Annotated in this window: 20 protein-coding genes; 6 read left to right on the top strand and 14 right to left on the bottom strand. The window is 45.3% G+C overall.

The window, feature by feature from the left end; translation table 11 throughout:
- Positions 1–367: 367 nt before the first annotated feature.
- The gene (locus RIE73_RS37630; protein WP_446406036.1) at positions 368–1,009 is read right to left on the bottom strand and encodes a PEP-CTERM sorting domain-containing protein; all 642 of its coding nucleotides are present in this window, start codon (positions 1,007–1,009) and stop codon (positions 368–370) included.
- 449 nt (positions 1,010–1,458) lie between these two features.
- The gene (gene miaE, locus RIE73_RS37625; RefSeq protein WP_446406035.1) at positions 1,459–2,073 is read right to left on the bottom strand and encodes a tRNA isopentenyl-2-thiomethyl-A-37 hydroxylase MiaE; all 615 of its coding nucleotides are present in this window, start codon (positions 2,071–2,073) and stop codon (positions 1,459–1,461) included.
- A 309-nt stretch (positions 2,074–2,382) separates the two neighbouring features.
- On the opposite strand from miaE, the gene RIE73_RS37620 reads away from it, so the two are divergent.
- The gene (locus RIE73_RS37620; RefSeq protein WP_446406034.1) at positions 2,383–3,132 is read left to right on the top strand and encodes a metallophosphoesterase family protein; all 750 of its coding nucleotides are present in this window, start codon (positions 2,383–2,385) and stop codon (positions 3,130–3,132) included.
- 79 nt (positions 3,133–3,211) lie between these two features.
- On the opposite strand, the gene RIE73_RS37615 is transcribed toward RIE73_RS37620, so the two are convergent.
- Complete coding sequence (locus tag RIE73_RS37615) at positions 3,212–4,063, bottom strand: M48 family metallopeptidase (RefSeq protein WP_446406033.1); 852 nt, start codon at positions 4,061–4,063, stop codon at positions 3,212–3,214.
- A gap of 192 nt (positions 4,064–4,255) precedes the next feature.
- Here RIE73_RS37615 and RIE73_RS37610 point away from each other — a divergent pair, with 192 nt between their 5' ends.
- Together RIE73_RS37610 and RIE73_RS37605 are read left to right on the top strand one after the other, a co-directional pair.
- Positions 4,256–4,786 (top strand): DUF4330 domain-containing protein, encoded by a 531-nt coding sequence (locus tag RIE73_RS37610; RefSeq protein WP_446406032.1) that lies wholly within the window; start codon positions 4,256–4,258, stop codon positions 4,784–4,786.
- A 447-nt stretch (positions 4,787–5,233) separates the two neighbouring features.
- Positions 5,234–6,160 (top strand): alpha/beta fold hydrolase, encoded by a 927-nt coding sequence (locus RIE73_RS37605; RefSeq protein WP_446406031.1) that lies wholly within the window; start codon positions 5,234–5,236, stop codon positions 6,158–6,160.
- A 136-nt stretch (positions 6,161–6,296) separates the two neighbouring features.
- Here the strand turns inward: RIE73_RS37605 and RIE73_RS37600 are convergent, their stop codons facing one another.
- Positions 6,297–6,539, bottom strand: a complete 243-nt coding sequence (locus RIE73_RS37600; RefSeq protein ID WP_446406030.1) for a hypothetical protein — start codon at positions 6,537–6,539, stop codon at positions 6,297–6,299.
- A gap of 295 nt (positions 6,540–6,834) precedes the next feature.
- On the opposite strand from RIE73_RS37600, the gene RIE73_RS37595 reads away from it, so the two are divergent.
- A complete protein-coding gene (locus RIE73_RS37595) occupies positions 6,835–7,371 on the top strand; it encodes a helix-turn-helix transcriptional regulator (protein WP_446406029.1) in 537 nt (178 codons plus the stop codon).
- A 148-nt stretch (positions 7,372–7,519) separates the two neighbouring features.
- On the opposite strand, the gene RIE73_RS37590 is transcribed toward RIE73_RS37595, so the two are convergent.
- From RIE73_RS37590 to RIE73_RS37555, 8 genes are all read right to left on the bottom strand, one after another.
- Positions 7,520–7,855, bottom strand: a complete 336-nt coding sequence (locus tag RIE73_RS37590) for a DUF433 domain-containing protein (RefSeq protein ID WP_446406028.1) — start codon at positions 7,853–7,855, stop codon at positions 7,520–7,522.
- Positions 7,856–8,235: 380 nt separating this feature from the next.
- The gene (gene sppA, locus RIE73_RS37585; RefSeq protein ID WP_446406027.1) at positions 8,236–10,050 is read right to left on the bottom strand and encodes a signal peptide peptidase SppA; all 1,815 of its coding nucleotides are present in this window, start codon (positions 10,048–10,050) and stop codon (positions 8,236–8,238) included.
- A gap of 96 nt (positions 10,051–10,146) precedes the next feature.
- A complete protein-coding gene (locus RIE73_RS37580) occupies positions 10,147–10,572 on the bottom strand; it encodes a four helix bundle protein (RefSeq protein ID WP_446406026.1) in 426 nt (141 codons plus the stop codon).
- A 116-nt stretch (positions 10,573–10,688) separates the two neighbouring features.
- The gene (gene fni, locus RIE73_RS37575; protein WP_446406025.1) at positions 10,689–11,717 is read right to left on the bottom strand and encodes a type 2 isopentenyl-diphosphate Delta-isomerase; all 1,029 of its coding nucleotides are present in this window, start codon (positions 11,715–11,717) and stop codon (positions 10,689–10,691) included.
- 35 nt (positions 11,718–11,752) lie between these two features.
- On the bottom strand, positions 11,753–12,292 hold the full coding sequence (gene pyrR, locus RIE73_RS37570) for a bifunctional pyr operon transcriptional regulator/uracil phosphoribosyltransferase PyrR (RefSeq protein ID WP_446406024.1): 540 nt from the start codon (positions 12,290–12,292) through the stop codon (positions 11,753–11,755).
- Positions 12,293–12,482: 190 nt separating this feature from the next.
- Positions 12,483–13,493, bottom strand: coding sequence for an adenosylcobinamide-phosphate synthase CbiB (gene cbiB / locus RIE73_RS37565; RefSeq protein ID WP_446406023.1), 1,011 nt, complete (start codon positions 13,491–13,493; stop codon positions 12,483–12,485).
- Entirely contained in the window at positions 13,486–13,878 is a 393-nt protein-coding gene (locus RIE73_RS37560) for a GFA family protein (RefSeq protein WP_446406022.1), read from the bottom strand. Before RIE73_RS37560 ends, cbiB begins: the two co-directional genes overlap by 8 nt.
- A 27-nt stretch (positions 13,879–13,905) precedes the next feature.
- Positions 13,906–14,349, bottom strand: coding sequence for an Rrf2 family transcriptional regulator (locus RIE73_RS37555; protein ID WP_446406021.1), 444 nt, complete (start codon positions 14,347–14,349; stop codon positions 13,906–13,908).
- 455 nt (positions 14,350–14,804) lie between these two features.
- Here RIE73_RS37555 and RIE73_RS37550 point away from each other — a divergent pair, with 455 nt between their 5' ends.
- The gene (locus RIE73_RS37550) at positions 14,805–15,209 is read left to right on the top strand and encodes an AbrB family transcriptional regulator (RefSeq protein ID WP_446406020.1); all 405 of its coding nucleotides are present in this window, start codon (positions 14,805–14,807) and stop codon (positions 15,207–15,209) included.
- Positions 15,210–15,270: 61 nt separating this feature from the next.
- On the opposite strand, the gene RIE73_RS37545 is transcribed toward RIE73_RS37550, so the two are convergent.
- The gene (locus tag RIE73_RS37545) at positions 15,271–15,447 is read right to left on the bottom strand and encodes a hypothetical protein (protein WP_446406019.1); all 177 of its coding nucleotides are present in this window, start codon (positions 15,445–15,447) and stop codon (positions 15,271–15,273) included.
- On the bottom strand, positions 15,444–16,775 hold the full coding sequence (locus RIE73_RS37540; protein WP_446406018.1) for an ArnT family glycosyltransferase: 1,332 nt from the start codon (positions 16,773–16,775) through the stop codon (positions 15,444–15,446). The genes RIE73_RS37545 and RIE73_RS37540 overlap by 4 nt, the downstream gene beginning before the upstream one ends.
- Positions 16,776–17,224: 449 nt before the next feature.
- Between RIE73_RS37540 and RIE73_RS37535 the strand changes: the two genes are divergently transcribed.
- Positions 17,225–19,195 carry a cation:proton antiporter gene (locus tag RIE73_RS37535; protein ID WP_446406017.1) on the top strand — a complete coding sequence of 657 codons (1,971 nt, stop codon included), beginning with the start codon at positions 17,225–17,227 and terminating at the stop codon, positions 19,193–19,195.
- Positions 19,196–19,240 lie beyond the last annotated feature (45 nt).

The following is a 19,240-nucleotide window of genomic DNA, read 5'->3' as shown; positions in this document are numbered from 1 at the left end:
CATTTATTTGTTCGGCACGACCTACAGGTAGAACCTAGAAAACTTAAGATTATAGGGTTCCAGTAGAGACTATTTGTTACAATAACGCATCTACTGGGTAAAAATCTTAGTGCGTTCATAAGGCTTTTCAGTCTTAACTCCGATTCAGAAATGGCGAGGAGGGGCATAAAGGCAAAAGTTCCTGATGTCCACCGAGAACAGCGGCTCTTCGTGGTAACAGCAGGAGAGAATCCCCAACTAGATTGCTTGCAATTAGTTGGGGTCTGTTCAAGCTAAGTGATACTGATGAACAATCAATTTCCCACACTATAATGTCAGCTTAGTGTGGGAAATTGAATCGAAAAATGATTAAGCTAGCCTTAAACCATTAATGAGCTTTACGACGACGGATCAGAGCCAATGCTCCACCCACTAATCCTAAACCTGCCAATGTAGCTGGCTCAGGGATATCGGTCGTTTCTGCCGTGATCGTAAAGTCGTTGAAGTCTGCATCAGGTCCTGCTCCTTTATCATCGAAGCGAATCGTGTACTTGCCAGAATCAGTTTCTTCAAAGCTAAACATTGCCTGTTGACTTACAGGTTCATTGAGAACATTGGTAGACCAAACCTTACCGTCACTGTCCTCAGGTAGATTTGGTTTTCCCATAGAGTCAAGCAGCAAGCTATACTCTACACCAGCTTTAAACTCGAACCCGTTTGTACAAGACCCATTAGGTGCAGTAACTGTATCGGGACAAAGTCCTAGGAAATCATCTGTTTCCGGCATTATGTATGCCTCGTTCTCGGTAAACAGGGTATACACAGGTGTATCTTTAGCATCTGCTTCTACGATAAACAAGGTCGATTGGAACTTACCGTGAGATTCCAAGAACTCAAAATCAACTTTCGTATCGGTCTCAAACAAAATACCGTCAGTGCCAAATGAGGCAGCTTCTGCTGGCATCGCCGATAAAGCTAGGGTACTGCCAGCGACTAAGCCAAGGACTGTGGAAGTCTTTGCTAAATTCATAGTTTAGTTTCCTCGGTGAACGTTAGTCACTCATCATTCGCTCACTTAGATCTTGAATATGAGTTTTTAGAGTTGCCCACGGTAGATTTGGTTTGACGGGCTATCCTTAGTTGATTGCTAATAGGTCGGTTCTCGAAGCAAGCTTAATCGCCTCACCCCAAAGACAGTCGCTGTCACTAACCGATGTCTGCAACTCTAGCCGATGTCTACAATTGGATAGCACTATGGATTGTATCCATCTAAGTGCTAACACGATTCAACAGATGGGCGAATCATGAGTGACTGTTTACTGATCACTTTGACTATACTCTGATGTAAGTTAATAAGTTCAATTTGTGGGTTAAACTTATCAATTCTTTAAAATAAATTACTTTAAAAAAGTTATTATTTCTCCATGATTAAACATAATAGTTTACATAATCAATAAGCGAAATCTCCTAACCCTGACCCTAACTGTGAATTCGAGGTTCTGGGTAAAGTGTGCTAAGTAACTGACTTTCTACAGTCGCCAGTTCTGCTAACCTCTGGCTGACAACCTCCCGCTCAAAATAGGTGTCCGCTAGCACCCAGTACACCCCGTAGTGTCGGGCTTCAGATGTCATCAACTCTTGATAAAACGCGGCGAGTTCCGGGTCAGGGCAATGAGTTGCTAGTAATCCCAACCGTTCGTGAGAGCGAGCCTCAATTAGAGCCGCAACCAGTAAAGAATCCAATAGCCGATCCGGTTCCTGACGACGAATCTGGGCTGTTAGCTTAGCACCATACGGTGGCGGGGGTAGAGAGGCTAAGGCAATACCCCGTCGTTCCAGCCATTGATTGACCTGTTCAAAGTGATCCAGTTCCTCACGCGCGATCGCAGTAAGCTGACGAACCAGTTGGGTACTCGATGGGTAGCGAAAGATCAAATTCAGGGCGACACCTGCTGCTTTGCGTTCGCACTGGGCATGGTCGAGTAGAATGAGATCAAGGTGAGCTAAGGCTTGTTCAACCCAAGTCCAGCTCGTGGGTTGTTGGAGGGTATGAATCATGACCCAGGGAGAATCTAACACAGGTTTTGGTGACATCGAACTGTCTTGTGAATCACAATAGGGGAAAGATGAGTAGGATAGAGACTGGTATTTATCGCTGGCGTGCCGGATGCTAAACGGAAAAGGTGTGAAATTCAATGAATTTCCTCTGAAACCCGGAAGATAGATGTTAGCACTTGTTTTAACTAATAGATAATAGAGTATCCTGACCTTGAGAATCTTGCCCACCCCTGGTGAACATACCTCGGCACACAATAGTCCAGCGTTTGGGAACAAAACTGGTGCAAGCAAACGTTTATGGGTGCTACTTATTATTTTGACGACACAGATTTGGATCAATAAACAATGACTCATCGCCGGATTGTTATCGGTGACGTGCATGGGCACTACGATACCCTGATGACCTTATTGGACGCGATCGCTCCTAGTAAAGAGGATCAGGTCTATTTTTTGGGAGACTTAATTGATCGGGGTTCCCAAAGCTCTCAAGTTGTTGAATTTGTCAAGCAAAGCCCTTATCCTTGCTTGTTAGGCAATCATGAGCAAATGCTATTAGAAATCCTGGGTCAGGGAGAAATCTATGGTCCAGCCCTGCAAGCATGGCTCTATAGTGGTGGTCACAGTACCATCAATAGTTATGGTGAGAGTGGTGTCCGCCAAGACCATATCGAGTGGATGCGTACCTTACCCACCCATATCGATTTAGGAGATACGTGGTTAGTCCATGCTGGAGTTCATCCCCGTCTCCCCCTGGAAAAGCAAACCGCAGAACAATTTTGTTGGATTAGGGATGAATTTCATAGCATTCAAGCGCCTTATTTTACCGATAAGTTGATTATCGTCGGTCATACGATTACCTTTACCTTGCCAGGAGTGCAACCCGGACGACTTGCTCAAGGGCGAGGATGGTTGGATATCGACACGGGTGCGTATCATCCTAAAAGTGGTTGGCTGACAGGATTAGACTTGACAAATTCACGGGTTTATCAAGCCAATGTTTTCCGACAACGGGTTCGCCAAATGCCACTTGAGGAGGCGGTGACCAAGGTAGAGCCTGCACAACTCTTACCTCGTCGTTCTCTACTCCGTTCTTAGTGGAAGCAATGTAGAGACGTAGCATGCTACGTCTGGGAGCTGGATACCTTATTCAGCAGACCCTAGATAATACATAATACTATCGCAGGGGACGAATTTGGGCTTTGTAGGCACTTTCATCCAAGCCATCACCAACATTCGCTTCAGCCGGATCGATCGCCTGCTTCAAGGCGTTAATGCGATCGTCCACGGCGGGATGAGTGCTGAGGAATGAGGGGACGGAACCCCCTTTCTTCTGGAGTTTTTCCATGAAATTCACCATGGCTGACGGTGCATAGCCTGCTTTTCTGAGGAGATCTAACCCAACCTGATCCGCCTCAAATTCATCTTCCCGACTATTGGGTAATCGCAGCGCTAAGTCTACGCCAATATTGACTAAGGTATTGCGATCTAGACCCGCCGCAACAGCTACTCCCCTGGCGATGGCGGTTTGGCGCATTTGTTCAATCATGTGTTCCTCTTCGATATGCCCGATTTCATGGGCAATCACACTCGCCAGTTGAGCCTCATTGTCCGCTGCTTCAATCAAACCTGTGTTCAGATAAATGAATCCCCCCGTAGTGGCGAAGGCGTTAATGCTGTCATCCTCAACCACCTGAAACGTATAGGGAATATTCGAGCGCTGAACTTCTTTTGCCAATCGCTGACCAATCTGATCAATGTAGCGGTTGACACTGGAATTGCGATAGAGTTGGATCTGGTTTCTCACCAGCTTCTGATTGATCTGCTTCCCGATCTCAACTTCCTGGCGATCGGAAATATTGGAAAGTTGGATAATCTGGACGCCTCGGAAAATCAGATCCATCCAGGGAAGGGCTTGACTGACCTGAGGTGTACCCACGATCAGGCTAAACGCCAAGATTGCTGACACGAATGGATATAATAAACGACGACGGTGACGATGAGACCAGATGGAGAAAGGATTAACCATGGTACATAAAATTAAAATAGCTACAGTTAAGGCACTCTAACAATAGACGCTACTTACAGGATATAAGTTGCCCTTGACTCTCAAGCAACGCTTTCTGATGATCGCATTTACTGAAACGTCTAAGCTTCCCACAGGTTATACTGATCTGTTGTTGCTGCCGTAGTAATTTAAAAATACTAATCGTAAGGGTTTATGACTATTTTGGATTCTAAAGGTCGTCTTTTTGGTAAAGTCAGTATTCTTGATCTAGGGGCTGCCTTGGTCATTTTATTAGTGATTGTGGGAATCTTTGTCGTTCCAGGTACATCGGGTTCCGTCGCCCAGCTACCTGGAAGCAGCGCGACGAAAGCGGTCGAAGTGGATTTGATTGTTCGCGGCTTGAGCGTGCGTCATCCAGAGGATTTGATGTCTCAATTTAGAGAAGAAAAGAAAACAAATATCGTTATTCGTAATCAACCCGCTGGTAAGGTAGACATCGTATCGGTAAAAGAATTGCCCCGCCTGGTTATTGTACCTCAACCCGATGGTTCGGCTAAAGCGCTACCCGATCCCAGACCTGACACCTTTAGTACTGATATACTCATGACCCTCGGTGGTCAAGCCACTATTACCGATGATGGTCCAGTTCTGGGAAATAGCAAGCTTAAAATTGGAACACCTGTGGAATTAGAGGGTAAGGATTACAATTTCAACGCTAGCGTGATTGATGTCAGGGTTGAATGACAGGGAATAGGGAACACAGCTTAATGATGATCTGCGGACAGCCCGACAAGCCAATCCTGAACAAATCCAACCAATTCCGCCTATTGTTATGGAAGTTAAAGTTGATACTTGGGGAAATGCTGTTCCGATTAGTCTTTGGGTACAGACTGGTGAAACAAATCAACAAAAGATTCGCCAGTATCGTCTCTGATTTAATTATTCGTCTTATGTCATTTGTTTTTAATAGTGGAAGTTGTAGGTTGGGTTGACGCAGTAAACCCAACACAACCAAAGGCTAAAGCCCTTACTACGAACTGTGTCACACCTCGACAATTGAATCAGGGCGGGTTTTGTTGATATGTTATCAATAAGTTAGGGCGGGTTTTGTTGTTCATTTATTGATGACAAGTCGTTTTAATGGCTAAACCCGCCCCTACATAATTTATTACTTTTGACTGTTGACTTTTTATGACGATTACTTCAAACTTTCCCATCCCGTCAGCAACAACTGAGTTTTACAGTTGGCGTAATTATCGTTGTGCTTACGACTATTATCAGCCGAATCAGGCTAGCGATACACCATTGGTGTTACTGCATCCGATTGGCGTCGGATTATCCCGTTGGTTTTGGCATCGTTTTTGCCAACAGTGGTATCAAGCGGGATATTCTCAACCCATTTATAATCCTGACTTACTCGGATGTGGTGACAGTGATATGCCCCATGTTGCTTATCATCCTACAGATTGGGCGCAGCAGTTAAATTATTTTTTACACACTATTGTCAAAAAACCCGCTATTGTGGTGGTGCAAGGTGCAGAATTGCCCGTAGCCCTTTCTCTCATCCAGTTACCCGATGCATCTAATTATGTTAAAGGATTCGTATTATCGGGTCCTCCGTCTTGGGCTGTAATGACTCAAGAAACGTCAACATTGAAGCACAAACTTGCCTGGAATCTATTTGATTCGCCGTTTGGTCGCCTATTCTATCGCTACGCCCGTCGCCGCCAATTTTTGCGTTCATTTTCCGCGAAGCAGTTATTTGCTGAACCTGAAGATATTGATGACCAATGGTTAGACAGTCTTCAAAACGGTGCTGTTGATACCGCGAGTCGCCACGCCGTTTTTTCGTTCCTATCTGGGTTCTGGCGACAAGACTATCAACAGGTTATTGCATCCATTCAGCAACCGACGTTAGTGGTTTTCGGAGAACAAGCTAGCAGTATTAGTCGCGAGGGAAAAACGGAAACACCCGAACAACGATTAGATTACTATATCAAGCATTTGCCCCAAGGTCAGGGGTGTAAAATTCCGGGTCGAAACGTTTTACCTTATGAGTCAACGGCGGCTTTTGTCTCTGTTGTTGCCGATTGGATTAATCCAACAGTAAAGATATAGCGCGTCTAAATCATTTTAAAAAACAACGTTGTTTTTATATATTTGTCGAACATTTGTAGCTTATAATTATTAAGCTAGGCTCTTGCTTTTTTCTTCACATGAGCTGTATACAATTGATAGACGCGCTAAAAATCGTTTAACCAAATGTTGCCGGAACTGAACTGTATCCTTTTTTGCGGGCTAGATACACTCTATGCCTACCATCTAGGATTTGGTAGGGTTTCCCTGCACCACGATCAAGAGCAATTGGATTTCTTTGACTGTTTAGTTGACTCTCAAAAGAATCGTAACTATTTTCTAATGCTTTCAGTTTTTTGGGTTCTAGTTCACTGGAAGAGACAGTTTGAATATCAGATAATCTTACCTGTTGAATTTGCATGATAATACTCCAATAAGAAAGATGAATGGTGATTAGCTTGTGATGACACCATTTTTACCACCCTATTCAATCACTAAGCAATATCCCCTGATAAACTAAGGAACTTTCGGCTTAATAATATACCAATCAAGCTTGGCTGAATTCATAAATACAGCTTTCCTCACTGGTACTTTATGTTTACGCAGTTTCTTAATTTTGGCTTAAGTCTAGTGTAAACCAGGAAAAATATAAACATTAACTGATAAACATCAGTAATTACGCTAGGATCACATCAGGAATTTAGAGGGATTCTACTATGGCATCCATCGATGAGCAGTTTACCCAGGCGTCAAACCACTGGGACTTAGACACGCTGTATACAGACCTCGCTTCGGCTAAAGGCAAACGTTTGACACCCGTTGAGAAGCTACATTTGCGGGGTTTGCTTTGCGGTTATAGTCCGACGGAAATAGCCGAAAAGCTAGGTAAGAATGTTAAGGGAGTTGAAACGGATCTCTGTGCCACTTTGTATCGATATGTTAAAAGTTTGGTAAACAAATGTAATGAAAAAATAGAAAATTGGAGAAATATTACAGAATGGCTTGAGGATGCAGGCTATAAAGTTCAGTCATCTGCTGATATAGCCGTCAGTGATTTGTTGCCGGAAAAGAGCGTAGTTAATATCAGTAATATTAGTATTGAGCATAATCAAATAGTAATCGCCTTCAATCTACGCATACCGACCACATCCTCTTCAGAAAATTTAAACCATGATTCTTTGGCTAATATGGAGCAGGCTTTGGACTTGAAGAATACAGTTGACGAAAATACTTCTAAAGGTTCAAATGGGTAGGTAAATAATTTGGTCTTGATATTCGTTATCTAAAGCTCCTCCAGCAATAAGTATCAATTCATCTATTGTTTCACCAATACCCATATCAGGGTTTAAATGAAAATAACTTACGCAGTGGCAATGGTGCGTTACGCTACGCTAACGCACCCTACAGATTTTCTGGATATAATGTGATTTTTTCCGCCTTTAGTTGCATAAGTTTTCTCACCACAGGTGATGGATTCTGTTGTTGTTCTTGCCGCATCTTGTGTCCCCACTCTAACCAATCTGCCATATAGTTACTAATTGTTTCTTGATGATGTAGATAATAAAGGATCGTAGCATAGACTTGTTCTAGGGTAAGTGAGGTATAAATTTTGGCAATTTCTTCTGGGGTACGAGCGCGATAAATGTACTCATACAAGATAGTCTCAATTCCGATACGCGAACCCTTAAGCCGAATATCATTGGGGGTGAGACTATTGAAATAGTCTTCAAGTTGCATCGTTGGCTCCTTTTATTCAAACTTAAAACTAATATGTAGCAGGCTACGTCTCTACAATCAAAACTCTTTTATGATTTATCCAACTTAAAGACTTAAGGCTGGTGGGCAATGCCCACCCTACGGTATATCCATGATTTTGGTGATCCAAAACTGCAAATTTTCAGCGCCATCCAACTTAAAATTAGTCGCATTGACTGATACAAAATCTGGGTTAACGACTCCTTGTATAATCCAGTCCGCGTAGGCGGACTTGGTTTGTGTAGCAGCGATTTAAATCGCCTACTTTCTTATACAAAATCTGGGTTCATGACTCCTTTTATAATCCAGTCCGCGCAGGCGGACTTGGTTTGTGTAGTAGCGATTTTAATCGCCTACTTTTCTCAATCAAACCGCCAATTAAACGGTAGACGCGCATAAATCCCTTTGGGATCATTCATCGCTTGTAACATTGCCAAATCCTCTTTCAATTTCATAAACTCTGCCATTAACGGATCAGTCTGTCGAGTTTTAGCACCACCATTCCCCATAAACTCATCAATCAAACGTTCTTCCAAGGTTTGGAATCGAGGATATTCTTCTAATTTCCAATCCTCGCCTAAATTTGCCTCTTTGACGGCATACTCAATCGCATCATCGAGTCCGCCAATTTCATCGACTAACCCCAACTGTTTAGCATCAATCCCTGACCAAACTCGTCCCTGAGCGATTTGGGCAACTTTATCTTTGGGTAACTTCCGAGACTCAGCAACTTTATCCAAAAACTTAGAGTAAATTTGGTTAACTATTTTTTGGATCAGGGCTAACTCTTGCGGCGTTTTGGGACGAGAAACGGTTTGCAGATCAGCCAAACGTCCCGTTTTTACCACATCCCACGTAATCCCATTCTCGTTGGCAATTTGCTGGACATTCATCAGTAGTCCAAAAACGCCAATTGAACCCGTTACAGTATTGGGTTCGGCAAAAATCCGATTACCATAAGTGGAAATCCAATATCCCCCCGATGCGGCTACATCCCCCATGGAAATAATCACAGGTTTGGAGTCGCGGGTGAGTTTGACTTCCCGTTGAATAATCTCAGATGCGGTAGCACTACCTCCCGGACTATTCACTCGTAAGACAACCGCTTTTACCGAATCATCAAGGCGCAATTTTCGCATTTGTGCGGCAAAGGATTGCCCTCCCACCTCTTGGACACTTCCTTCACCATCAACGATTTCACCACTGGCATAAAGGACAGCAATTTTATTTTTAGAAGCGCGTTGATGTCCAGGTTTATCAGCGATATCTGCATAGGTGGATATGGGAATCTGACGAAAGGATTTCTCGGTTTCACGTTCACCTGTGAGTTCCTGAAGTTGGGCGATGACTTGATCGTAATAGCCAACTTTATCGACTAAGCGGCGTCCAATTGCATCCGATGCCAAGACGATACCTTGAGTATCCGCGATCGCTTGTAACTCTTGGGGCGTTATTTTACGACTTTTCCCTACCGTTGTCCGAAATTCTGTCCACAGATCTCCGAGTAACGCTTGGATCTGTTGTCGGTTTTCGGGACTCAATTCTTTCAGGACAAAGGGTTCCACCGCTGACTTATATTTGCCCACCCGAATCACCTGAATCCCAATGCCAAATTTTTCTAAGGCTCCGGTGAAAAACATGGGCTGAGAACTAAAGCCATTCATTTCCAGGCTACCCATGGGATTGAGGACAATTGTATCTGCGACTGAATTTAGATAATATTCTTCTTCCCCTGAATCAACATCGTAGGCGATAATTTTTTTGCCGCTTTCTTTAAACCGTTCCAAGGCTTCTCGAACTTCTTTGAGTGTGGCAAACCCTGTCCCACTACTGGTCGTGGTATCTGATCCATCCAGGTAAAGTGCCACAATCCGGGAATCCTCAGCCGCCGCGTTTAAGGTATCGACAACCGTGCGTAATGTAATTGTATCTGTTTCTTCTCCAGATAGGGCTTCTTCAATCGCTCGACTGGTGCTGGATGTGGGATCGGTATCCCGAACCGTTAAGGATAAGTCAAAAACCAGTACCGATTTATCTTTGACTTGGGGTCCAGTATCTCTGGATGCGGCGGAGATAATTAAACTGATGAGTCCAACGGTGCCGATACCGAAAAATAAGGTAAAACCGAGCAGGCTACCCAGCATACTGGCGAAGGTTTGGGTAATAAATTTACGCATTTTCGAGTTGTTTGTTGTGAGATGTCCGTTATCCGTTGTCTGTTTTTAGTGACTTTATTAAACGTTTACGATTGATTTAAGATGAATGGCACTGACTTAAGGTTGGTGGGCAATGCCCACCCTACGGTATATCAAGGGTTGCAGCGATCCAAAACGGCTTATTTCAGTGACATTGGATTTAAGATATAAGTTTAACTGGGATTCGAGTTCACTAATTAGGGGATTGAGTTGATTAATTTGTTGCTCCGTTATAAGCTGCTGTGTATCGGCTTGTCTTAACCAACGCTGAGTTTCGGACAAAGAGCTTATCGCCATTTTGACGCAATGTTGGTTATCTTGAACATCACCGAGTCCTACTCCCTTGGCAATCGTCGCGCCAATCCCATCGGCTGCAAGAATAATGGGTTTGCCTATCGTATCTTTGGCAAGTGGCTGCCAATCCTGAACAATGTCCCAAATTGCATCAGCTAATTGTTCTGCCAAGCGGTAAACTGGTAATGTCTGGAAGTTTGTTTTCGACATTGGCACACCCTGGCGATCAACAACGGATAACTGCCTCTATCGTAACTTGAATGTCACTGAACTAATAGTTTGTAGTTAGGGATTCACTGATGGCGCTAAAGCGCAACTACAAACATTCATCTTAACTTCTGTAGGGCGTCAGATTGTCTGAGTTGAGACAGATTGGCATTTCCTGTACAAAAGAGTACTGTGGTTATTTCCGCGATTAATAACTGTACGAGTTCATCTACCGCCTGCGTAGACTCGGATGCGGCTTGGAGAAAGGGAAAGGCTAATCCGGCTAAATCTGCACCCAGCGCGATCGCTTTGGCAACTTCTAACCCATTGCGTAATCCACCGGACGCGATTAGGGGAACATCCGGGGCAATGTCTCGAATACTGCTGATACAATCGGCTGTGGGTAATCCCCAGTCGGCAAAGGTTTGTCCTAAGCGACGTTGCTTGAGATTTAATGCCCGTTCACTTTCAACTTTTGCCCAAGAGGTTCCCCCTGCACCCGCAACATCAATGGCGCTAACCCCCGCGTCCAGTAGTTTCTGTGTCATGGGGGCTGAGATGCCATTACCGACTTCTTTGGCAATCACAGGTACAGGTAATTTGCAGCACAATTTGTGTATTTTGTCAAGTAAGCCGCGAAAATTGGTGTCCCCGTTCGTCTGAATACATTCCTGTAAAGGATTGAGGTGCAAAATTAAGGCATCGGCGGCTAACAGTTCTACCACGCGCAAGCATTCATCCAAGCCATAACTGTAATTGAGTTGCACCGCGCCCAGATTCGCCAATAATAGAATATCCGGTGCGAGCGATCGCACGGCAAACGTATCCGCCACTTGGGGATTCTCCACCGCGACTCGCTGGGAACCCACACCCATGGCTAATTTATACGTTTGGGCGATTTCAGCAAGGCGACAATTAATCGTTTGCGCCTGTTGGGTTCCCCCAGTCATAGAGGATATGAGTAAGGGGGCGCCTAAGGCTTTACCTAGAAATTGGGTAGAGATATCAATCTCATGGCGGTTGATTTCTGGTAAACAACAGTGGGTAAACCGATAGCGTTCTAATCCATTGGTGATTTGATTAAACTGGACATCTTCATTGAGACAAATTCTGATGTGATCGGCTTTGCGGGTTTGGGTTTCTGTCATCGAAAATTAGGGGTGGTAAGTTTTGCCTTCTTGCACTAGAATACTTTGATTAGCTCTACCGCATCTCGTCCATCAACATCCTGTAGGTAAACCTTGACTTGTTCATCTCTAGAGGTGGGTAGCTGTCTCCCGGTAAAGTCGGGACATATCGGTAACTCCCGATGTCCGCGATCGACCAGAACTAATAACTGAATCACTTCGGGTCTACCGTATTCAGTCACCGCATTGAGGGCGGCACGAATCGTGCGCCCACTAAAGATAACATCATCGACCAATACCACAATTTTGCCCGAAAGATCACAGGAAATTTCGGTTTTCGCTGGAGTACGAACACCAATCTGATCCAAATCATCGCGGTAGAAGGTAATATCGATCGCGCCTACTGCTACCGATTCCTGTTCTAACATTTCAATTTGCCGTCCTAGCAGTTTTGCCAGGGGAACTCCGCGAGTATAAATGCCTAAAAGGACAAGTTTTGACACATCTCCGGCGCGTTCAATCACCTCAGATGCCAAACGTGTTACCGTGCGGCGCAGTTCTTCAGGGGAGAGAATTTCAATAGTTTGAGTTGGCATTCTCGTTGCTGGTTTGATGGCGGATGGGATAGGACTAGGGGAGAGAATTAGGGATATTGTCTAGAGTTCACGGCATATAGTTTGGAGTAGGGGCGGGTTTAAGGACTAATATAAATTGTCTTTCCTAATTTGGTTGCAAAACCCGCCCTTTGTTTAAGTTTGGGGTTTTGAGGTATGACCCTTTGTTTCGCTAGTGGAGAATCGAGTTTTGATGCCATATATATAAGGATGGGAATAAATGAGAAGACTCCAGTATGGCGATCGCGATGACCAGCCAAATCAAACAGCAGTATCGGGTCAACTGTAACCCTTGGTCAATTTTGGTCGGTGTAATTGGCTCAACCGGATCACCTAAAAGAGGTTTATATTTGGCAACGCCTTGATACCAGTTGGTTCCCCCCAATTGTACGCCCAGAATAGCAGCATAAGCACATTCACTCCAACCTGAATTGGGGCTAGGATCGCTCATTGCATCTCGGTCGCATAAACTCCACACTTTTTCAGGTTTTCCTGACCAAAGCGCTAAGGTTATTACCGTGAACCGACAAGGCAGCCAGGTTAAGTAATCCTCAAGTTTAGCACTGAACCAGCCTAAATCTGTATAAGGTTCGCGTCGATAACCAATCATTGAATCTAGAGTGCTAGCTGCTTTATAGGCTAAAGCCAAGGGAACGCTACCCACGGCTGGAAAAAATGCGCCAATAATAGCATAAAATAAGGGAGCTGTAACACCATCCGTGGCATTTTCTGCCACAGTCTCTAGCACCGCCCGAAACATTTCCGGTGCTGTCAGTTTTTCTGTATCTCGACCCACATATTGACGCAAACGAGAACGCGCTTGCTCTAACTCTCCATTAGTTAGCGGTTCTACCACATCATCCGCCGCATTTCGTAAACTGCGACCCGCAAAACAGCTTGCCAACAGAATACTTTCCACCCCAATCCCTACCCCAGGATGAAACCAGTTTGCTGCCAACACGATGAACCAGCCTGCCATGCCACTACCGATAATTAATCCTAACCCCAATCCAATTCCGGCGAGGCGGCGTTCCCAGGAACGATAAAGATTGTGAATCATCCATTGACTGAAGTGAGAAACCAGCCAACCCATGACCTGGACGGGATGAAGCCAACCCCAAGGATCACCTATCCAGTAATCGAGACTGGCGGCAAGTAATAAAACAATGGCACTTCTAGTCAATGGAGTCGCCTTTGAGCGTATCTATATTCTCTTCCCAATTCGCACCATCAAAGGACACTCTGGCAAATCGAGACAGTACATCATCATCGAGACAACGTAGGTTAACATCAATCGACTGGGGATGAGAACGCGGGCGATAAAAGGGGTGAATCCCACAAATACGGCAGAATGTATGTTTAGCGGTATGGGTATTAAATGTATAAGTGGTTAAAACATCACCACCCCTTAATAGGGTAAACCGTTCTGGGGGGACAATTAGGTGGATGAAGCCTTTTTTGCGACAAATTGAGCAATTGCAATCGATTGCCTCGTGGTGGTCAACGGTCACACGGAAACGGACAGCACCGCAGTGACAGCCTCCATGATAGGTAATCGGTTGATTCATACTGGTGATTCCCGATCAAAGTTTCTATTAAATCACAAAATTGGTTTGTTCTCCTTGAGCGGCTTGCCAACTCCGAGCATCATAGTAAAGATCGGCAAGGGTTATGCTATATAGTGCCTCTTTGAGTTTTTCGTGCAGTCGATGCCACAAGGTTAAAGTTACCCAGTCTTCGGCTTGAGTCGCATCTGCCCTGTGGTGGTGTAACGGTTCGATTGTTTCGCCAACGGCGGCTAAAATCTGACCCAGAGAAATTTTTGAAGGGTCGCGAGCTAATTGATAGCCACCTTGAGAACCCCGTACTGAATTGACTAAATTAGCACGACGCATTTCAATCAGTAGTTTCTCTAAATATGGTGCAGGTAGATCTTGGCGCTGGGCAATCATTTTCACGGATGTTGGTCCATAACCGGGCTGTAGGCTGAGATCAAGCAGCGCTTTGACACTATAATGTCCGCGAGTTGTCAACTTCATAGGGATTGTAATCTCTCCTAGCTTGGAGTTGGTTTGAAGCTGGAGTCTACTTCAGCCAGTTTCAGGTTGGGTTGTACAGGGTTGAGAGTTGAACGGGTTTTATTGCCGTCCCCGTAAGGTTGTACTGTCAACTATAACCTGATGGGTTTTTCCTGAAGCCTGATAACGCCTCCCATCAATCCTGAGTTTTGCAGGTCATGGGTTTTTGTTGCTGACTCGAGCAACTAGAAACGCCCCAGCTTATCGCCTTGTATCCATTACTGACACCTGCTCTAGTCAGGCGTTGATTTGTTACAAAGATAAATTCAACAAATATAAGCAACCAAGTTGACAGTATGCGTGTAATATAGTTTTATAGAGGGTGATATAAGACCAAGATTTTGTTATCTTGGTTATGTATCAGTATAGCGAAATCGCTATCCGAGACCTCACTGTTTAGGTTTAGATTCAAGTTGATGGCTAAAAAGAAAAAAATGGAGTCCAAGATGGAACCCTTAGAGGGTCAAGCACTGCTTGAGAAAGTTAGAGAGCTAGGTAACCTCAGCAAAGAAGAAAAAGCGAGAGCCTGCGGCTACTACACCGTGACGAAGAACGATGTAGAGCGCGTCAATATGATGAAATTCCTCAATGCGCTAATTGACGCTGAGGGTATTGAATTAGATAGCAAAGCCAATGGCAATGGACGTGGGGGTAGGAGTGCGAGCTATCGCATCTCTGTGCAATCTAACGGTAATCTGCTTATTGGTTCTGCTTATACGAAACAGATGGGTTTACAACCTGGGGATGAATTTGAAATCACCTTAGGTCGCAAACACATTCATCTCAAGCAACTTGGCGCAGAAGATGAGATTGATGAGTAAGGATCAGGCGATGGCGAAGGAAAAGCCTAGAGCCTAAAGATGCTGACTGTTTACCAGCCCTTCAATTGTCTTGAGTCACAGTAGCGACAACGGATAAGTCCGCGTCCCAACCATCAGGTTGGGCGATAGGATTTTTATTGGAGTTGGCAAAAAATACCCCCGTTAGAATCTGGATGATTGAACGGGGGATATATTGCTGGTATAAACGGCTGAACTTGCCATGAATTAAAATGGTCAAGACATAACCCAATGGGGAGAAGTCATCAACAATAACACAGACACATACATTCCCCAAAACAAAATGAAAATAAATTGTAGGTCGCGTCGAGCCACAAGGATAGCCGCGATCGCGAAGGTTAAGGCGACTGAGCTAGAAATGACAAGTACAACGCTTTCAGAGGCGGCGAGTAGGAAATAAAGAGTAGCGGCGATCGCTCCTAAACCCATAACACCCAATCCTAAGACCCAGAGACGAGGATAGGACTGAGAGCGGGGCGAATTCCACACAGCAGCGAGTTGAGCGCCACCGGCTAGGGCTAAAGCCGGGTAGATTGGCAAACTATACTCTGGTAAGGGAGACCCCATCAGACAAACAGCTCCCCCATAAACAATTGTCCAAACTAATACGAATTTTGCCCAGCCCCAATTACGATGAGTCCACGCCAGTCCTAATCCATAAGACCAAAACAGTAACCAGGGAACCGAAAATTTTAAGAAGTCCCAGAGGTAATCGTCATAGCCAGCAAGAGTGCTCTTAATCTCTAAGGAATGCCAAAACGGTTGTAGTGATGCTTTGATCAGATTGGCAGTGAGAAACCCTTGACCATCAATCCAGGGGAGAGTATACCAAACCAATCCGGGTATGAGACCTAAAACCCAACCCAACCACCAATAGCTGGATCTGAGCAATCTCGGCGTATCCCAGGCAATAAAAATCAAACCAATCGCCAGCAAGAGAAACCCCAATCCAATGCCCTGAGTCAGGCAAATTAACGCCAAGCCAAAACCGGCTGCCAAAGCCCAACGAAAATCACGGCGCGATCGCAACAGACAGAACATCATCAGCATGACAAAGCATAACACCGTACTATCGGCGATCGCCAGACGTCCATACTGCACAATCGGTAATACAGTTAAATAAATGAAGCTGGAAAAAAGCGCATTTTGGCGGGAGGGGAAAATTTCCCGACCGATTCCATAGAACAGGGGAACAGACAGGGTACTCAGAATCGCCGTGGGTAAGCGGGTGATCCAGGTGCTATCATTCCCTGTCTTATAAGCCAAAGCAATTAACCAATACAGTAACGGTGGATTTTCCACATAAGATTTGTCCCCAAACCTGGGATAAAACCATTGCCAAGATGCCAAAGGCGTGGTACTTAATTCACCAGCGACCTGATGGATTGTTTGTTCACTCCCATTTAAGAGCGGTGGACTATCCAGATTCATGCAAAATAAGAGCAAAGCGGCTAAGAGTAAGCCGAACATCCACATCCGCTCAACCCAACGTTGAGTTTTGCGAATTCGACTCTCTGAGCGTCCCCAAATAAATGTTTGACGATTCATCTTTAAACGAACAAGTTAGAGTGCTGCTGGTCGCCAGTCGTTCACCTTGCTGCTATCCAACAGGTTGCCTTTGCCTTCACCGTGACTCAACCCGTGGCGCGACCTAATCAAACGGTGACTTTTCAATTATGACTTTTCAGTTCAAAATAAAAAACTCTGGTGTCCCCGATTCGCGGTACGAACAAATGTAAACAAGTCTCAAATCCTGATGATTCCCTGTTCCCCAATCTCACCCCTCAACGTGAATTTTGTCCAACCCCTTATAGATCGATAGACGGAGCCGCGTTAGGATCAACGTTAGTGTCACACCAACGGGTTAACCGAATCACTCCTGCCGCTTATTCACAGTAGTATAGTTAGGCTTTATCAACTCAACGTGCGTATTTTGTTAAATAGAGCCAATCATCAGGCATCTAGAACTTAATCGATCACCTGCGACAAGCATACCTATGGAAGGATCTTTTGAATTAACCCTACAAATGGTCATCGCTGTCTGTGCTGGAATCAGCGCTCAGGTGATTGCCGAGTACCTCAAAGTTCCCAGCATTGTCTTTCTGCTGATCTTCGGCGTTGCCCTCGGCTCCGATGGTTTAGGGTTATTACACCCCCAAGAACTGGGAGTGGGTTTGGAAGTCATTGTTGCCCTATCCGTAGCCGTGATTCTGTTTGAGGGAGGACTGAACCTCAACCTACGCGACTTAGGCAAAGTATCCGGTTCGCTGAGAAACCTCGTCACCCTGGGAACACTGATTACCCTGCTAGGCGGTGGAATGGCTGCCCATTGGTTAGGAGAATTTCCCTGGTCTATTGCCTTTCTCTATGCTGCTCTCGTGGTGGTGACGGGTCCGACGGTGATTGGTCCACTGCTCAAACAAGTGAAAGTAGACCGACGAGTTGCTGCCCTTTTAGAAGGAGAAGGGGTATTAATTGACCCCGTGGGGGCGATTCTATCCGTTGTCGTCCTCGATACCATTCTCAACAGCGAGGCGGGAGCCTCGGCTGCGATTGTCGGTCTAGGATTACGCCTAGGTATTGGGGGCGTAATTGGCGGTATTGGTGGCTGGCTGCTGGGTTTATTTCTCAAACGAGCCGATTTTCTCTCCGAAGACCTGAAAAACCTGGTCGTGTTAGCCGGGATGTTAGGCTTATTTGGCTTGGCACAAACGATTCGCTCCGAATCCGGATTAATGGCAACCGTCGTCGCCGGAATCGTCGTCGGCGCGTCTTCTCTACCCGAAGAACGGCTGTTGCGACGGTTTAAAGGACAATTAACCGTGCTGGGGGTGTCCGTACTCTTCGTTCTCCTCTCCGCCGATTTGTCCATTGACAGTGTGTTTGCCTTAGGCTGGGGCAGTGTCTTCACGGTGTTGGCATTAATGACGCTGGTGCGCCCGGTGAGTGTCAGCTTATGTACCTGGAATAGCGGCTTAAATTGGCGACAGAAAATCTTTTTATCCTGGATTGCGCCCAAAGGAATTGTCAGTGCGTCCGTCGCCTCCTTGTTTGCGATTCTGTTAACTGAACGGGGGATTAATGGGGGAGACTCGATTAAAGCCCTGGTCTTCCTAACGATTATGCTGACCGTCTTTTTACAAGGCTTAACCGCGCGTTGGGTTGCCAAATGGCTGCAACTGAATCCTCAGGAAAAGGCAACAGGTGCAGTGATTGTCGGTTGTAATCCCTTGGGTCGTCTGATTGCCCGTTTGTTTCAAGAACAGGGAGAAGAGGTGGTTCTCATCGACACTGATCCCGAAGCCTGTGAAAAAGCCGAGGAGGAAAATCTACGGGTGTTCCAAAGCAGTGGTTTAGATGTTGAGGTTTTAGAAGAAGCTGGGATTGAATCGGTGGGTACATTTCTGGCAATGACCAAGAATGGGGAAGTGAACCTAGTCTTAGCGCAACGCGCCGTGGAAGAGTTTGCGCCGCCACGAGTGGTTGCTGTATTTCCCCGTGATCCCCAAGGCAATGCCCCGAATAATAAAACCAATAAAACCAAAGTCCATCAAGCCTTTGTTCCGCAACTGCCGATTAAGACATGGAATAAGTATATTGTCGAGGGGCAAGTCAAGTTAGGTACAACCACGTTGAAAGAGTCGGGATTAGCCTTTCAGCGAGCGCATTTACAAGCGTTGATTCGGGCGGGGGAACTGGTTCCCTTATTAATCGAACGCCAAGGCAGTTTACAAGTGGCTAGCGCGAATGAAACCTGGCAAGCTAATGATCAAATTATTTATCTGCTGCATGATCCCAGACCTAAACTCTTGAAACGCTTATCCGGTGGCAGTTCCTCCTCCCGGCTGGCGGTAGAAAAGTTGCCAGAGGTTGAGGAGATTCCGATTTCCGAACCTGTGGAAGAGAAAGCGGTTAAAGAAATTGCCAATAAACCTAAGGGTGGAAAAGAGGCGAAGGTTGAAGGATGAAACAGTTTTGACTCTTCGCAAAGCTTTTCGGGCATGGCGTGCGAG

The sequence above is a fragment of the Coleofasciculus sp. C1-SOL-03 genome, from assembly GCF_040220555.1.
Lineage (GTDB): Bacteria > Cyanobacteriota > Cyanobacteriia > Cyanobacteriales > Coleofasciculaceae > Coleofasciculus.
The sequence above is the reverse complement of the archived record's forward strand: the minus strand, read 5'-3'. Positions and strand labels throughout refer to the sequence as shown.

Coding starts and splice junctions, on each gene's coding strand:
- RIE73_RS37555 (WP_446406021.1), bottom strand. CDS start 14,349: ATGAAGTTGACAACTCGCGGACATTATAGTGTCAAAGCGCTGCTTGAT.
- RIE73_RS37620 (WP_446406034.1), top strand. CDS start 2,383: ATGACTCATCGCCGGATTGTTATCGGTGACGTGCATGGGCACTACGAT.
- fni (WP_446406025.1), bottom strand. CDS start 11,717: ATGACAGAAACCCAAACCCGCAAAGCCGATCACATCAGAATTTGTCTC.
- RIE73_RS37600 (WP_446406030.1), bottom strand. CDS start 6,539: ATGCAAATTCAACAGGTAAGATTATCTGATATTCAAACTGTCTCTTCC.
- RIE73_RS37560 (WP_446406022.1), bottom strand. CDS start 13,878: ATGAATCAACCGATTACCTATCATGGAGGCTGTCACTGCGGTGCTGTC.
- RIE73_RS37595 (WP_446406029.1), top strand. CDS start 6,835: ATGGCATCCATCGATGAGCAGTTTACCCAGGCGTCAAACCACTGGGAC.
- RIE73_RS37630 (WP_446406036.1), bottom strand. CDS start 1,009: ATGAATTTAGCAAAGACTTCCACAGTCCTTGGCTTAGTCGCTGGCAGT.
- RIE73_RS37535 (WP_446406017.1), top strand. CDS start 17,225: ATGGAAGGATCTTTTGAATTAACCCTACAAATGGTCATCGCTGTCTGT.
- RIE73_RS37540 (WP_446406018.1), bottom strand. CDS start 16,775: ATGAATCGTCAAACATTTATTTGGGGACGCTCAGAGAGTCGAATTCGC.
- RIE73_RS37550 (WP_446406020.1), top strand. CDS start 14,805: ATGGCTAAAAAGAAAAAAATGGAGTCCAAGATGGAACCCTTAGAGGGT.
- RIE73_RS37605 (WP_446406031.1), top strand. CDS start 5,234: ATGACGATTACTTCAAACTTTCCCATCCCGTCAGCAACAACTGAGTTT.
- sppA (WP_446406027.1), bottom strand. CDS start 10,050: ATGCGTAAATTTATTACCCAAACCTTCGCCAGTATGCTGGGTAGCCTG.
- RIE73_RS37610 (WP_446406032.1), top strand. CDS start 4,256: ATGACTATTTTGGATTCTAAAGGTCGTCTTTTTGGTAAAGTCAGTATT.
- miaE (WP_446406035.1), bottom strand. CDS start 2,073: ATGTCACCAAAACCTGTGTTAGATTCTCCCTGGGTCATGATTCATACC.
- RIE73_RS37580 (WP_446406026.1), bottom strand. CDS start 10,572: ATGTCGAAAACAAACTTCCAGACATTACCAGTTTACCGCTTGGCAGAA.
- RIE73_RS37615 (WP_446406033.1), bottom strand. CDS start 4,063: ATGGTTAATCCTTTCTCCATCTGGTCTCATCGTCACCGTCGTCGTTTA.
- RIE73_RS37590 (WP_446406028.1), bottom strand. CDS start 7,855: ATGCAACTTGAAGACTATTTCAATAGTCTCACCCCCAATGATATTCGG.
- pyrR (WP_446406024.1), bottom strand. CDS start 12,292: ATGCCAACTCAAACTATTGAAATTCTCTCCCCTGAAGAACTGCGCCGC.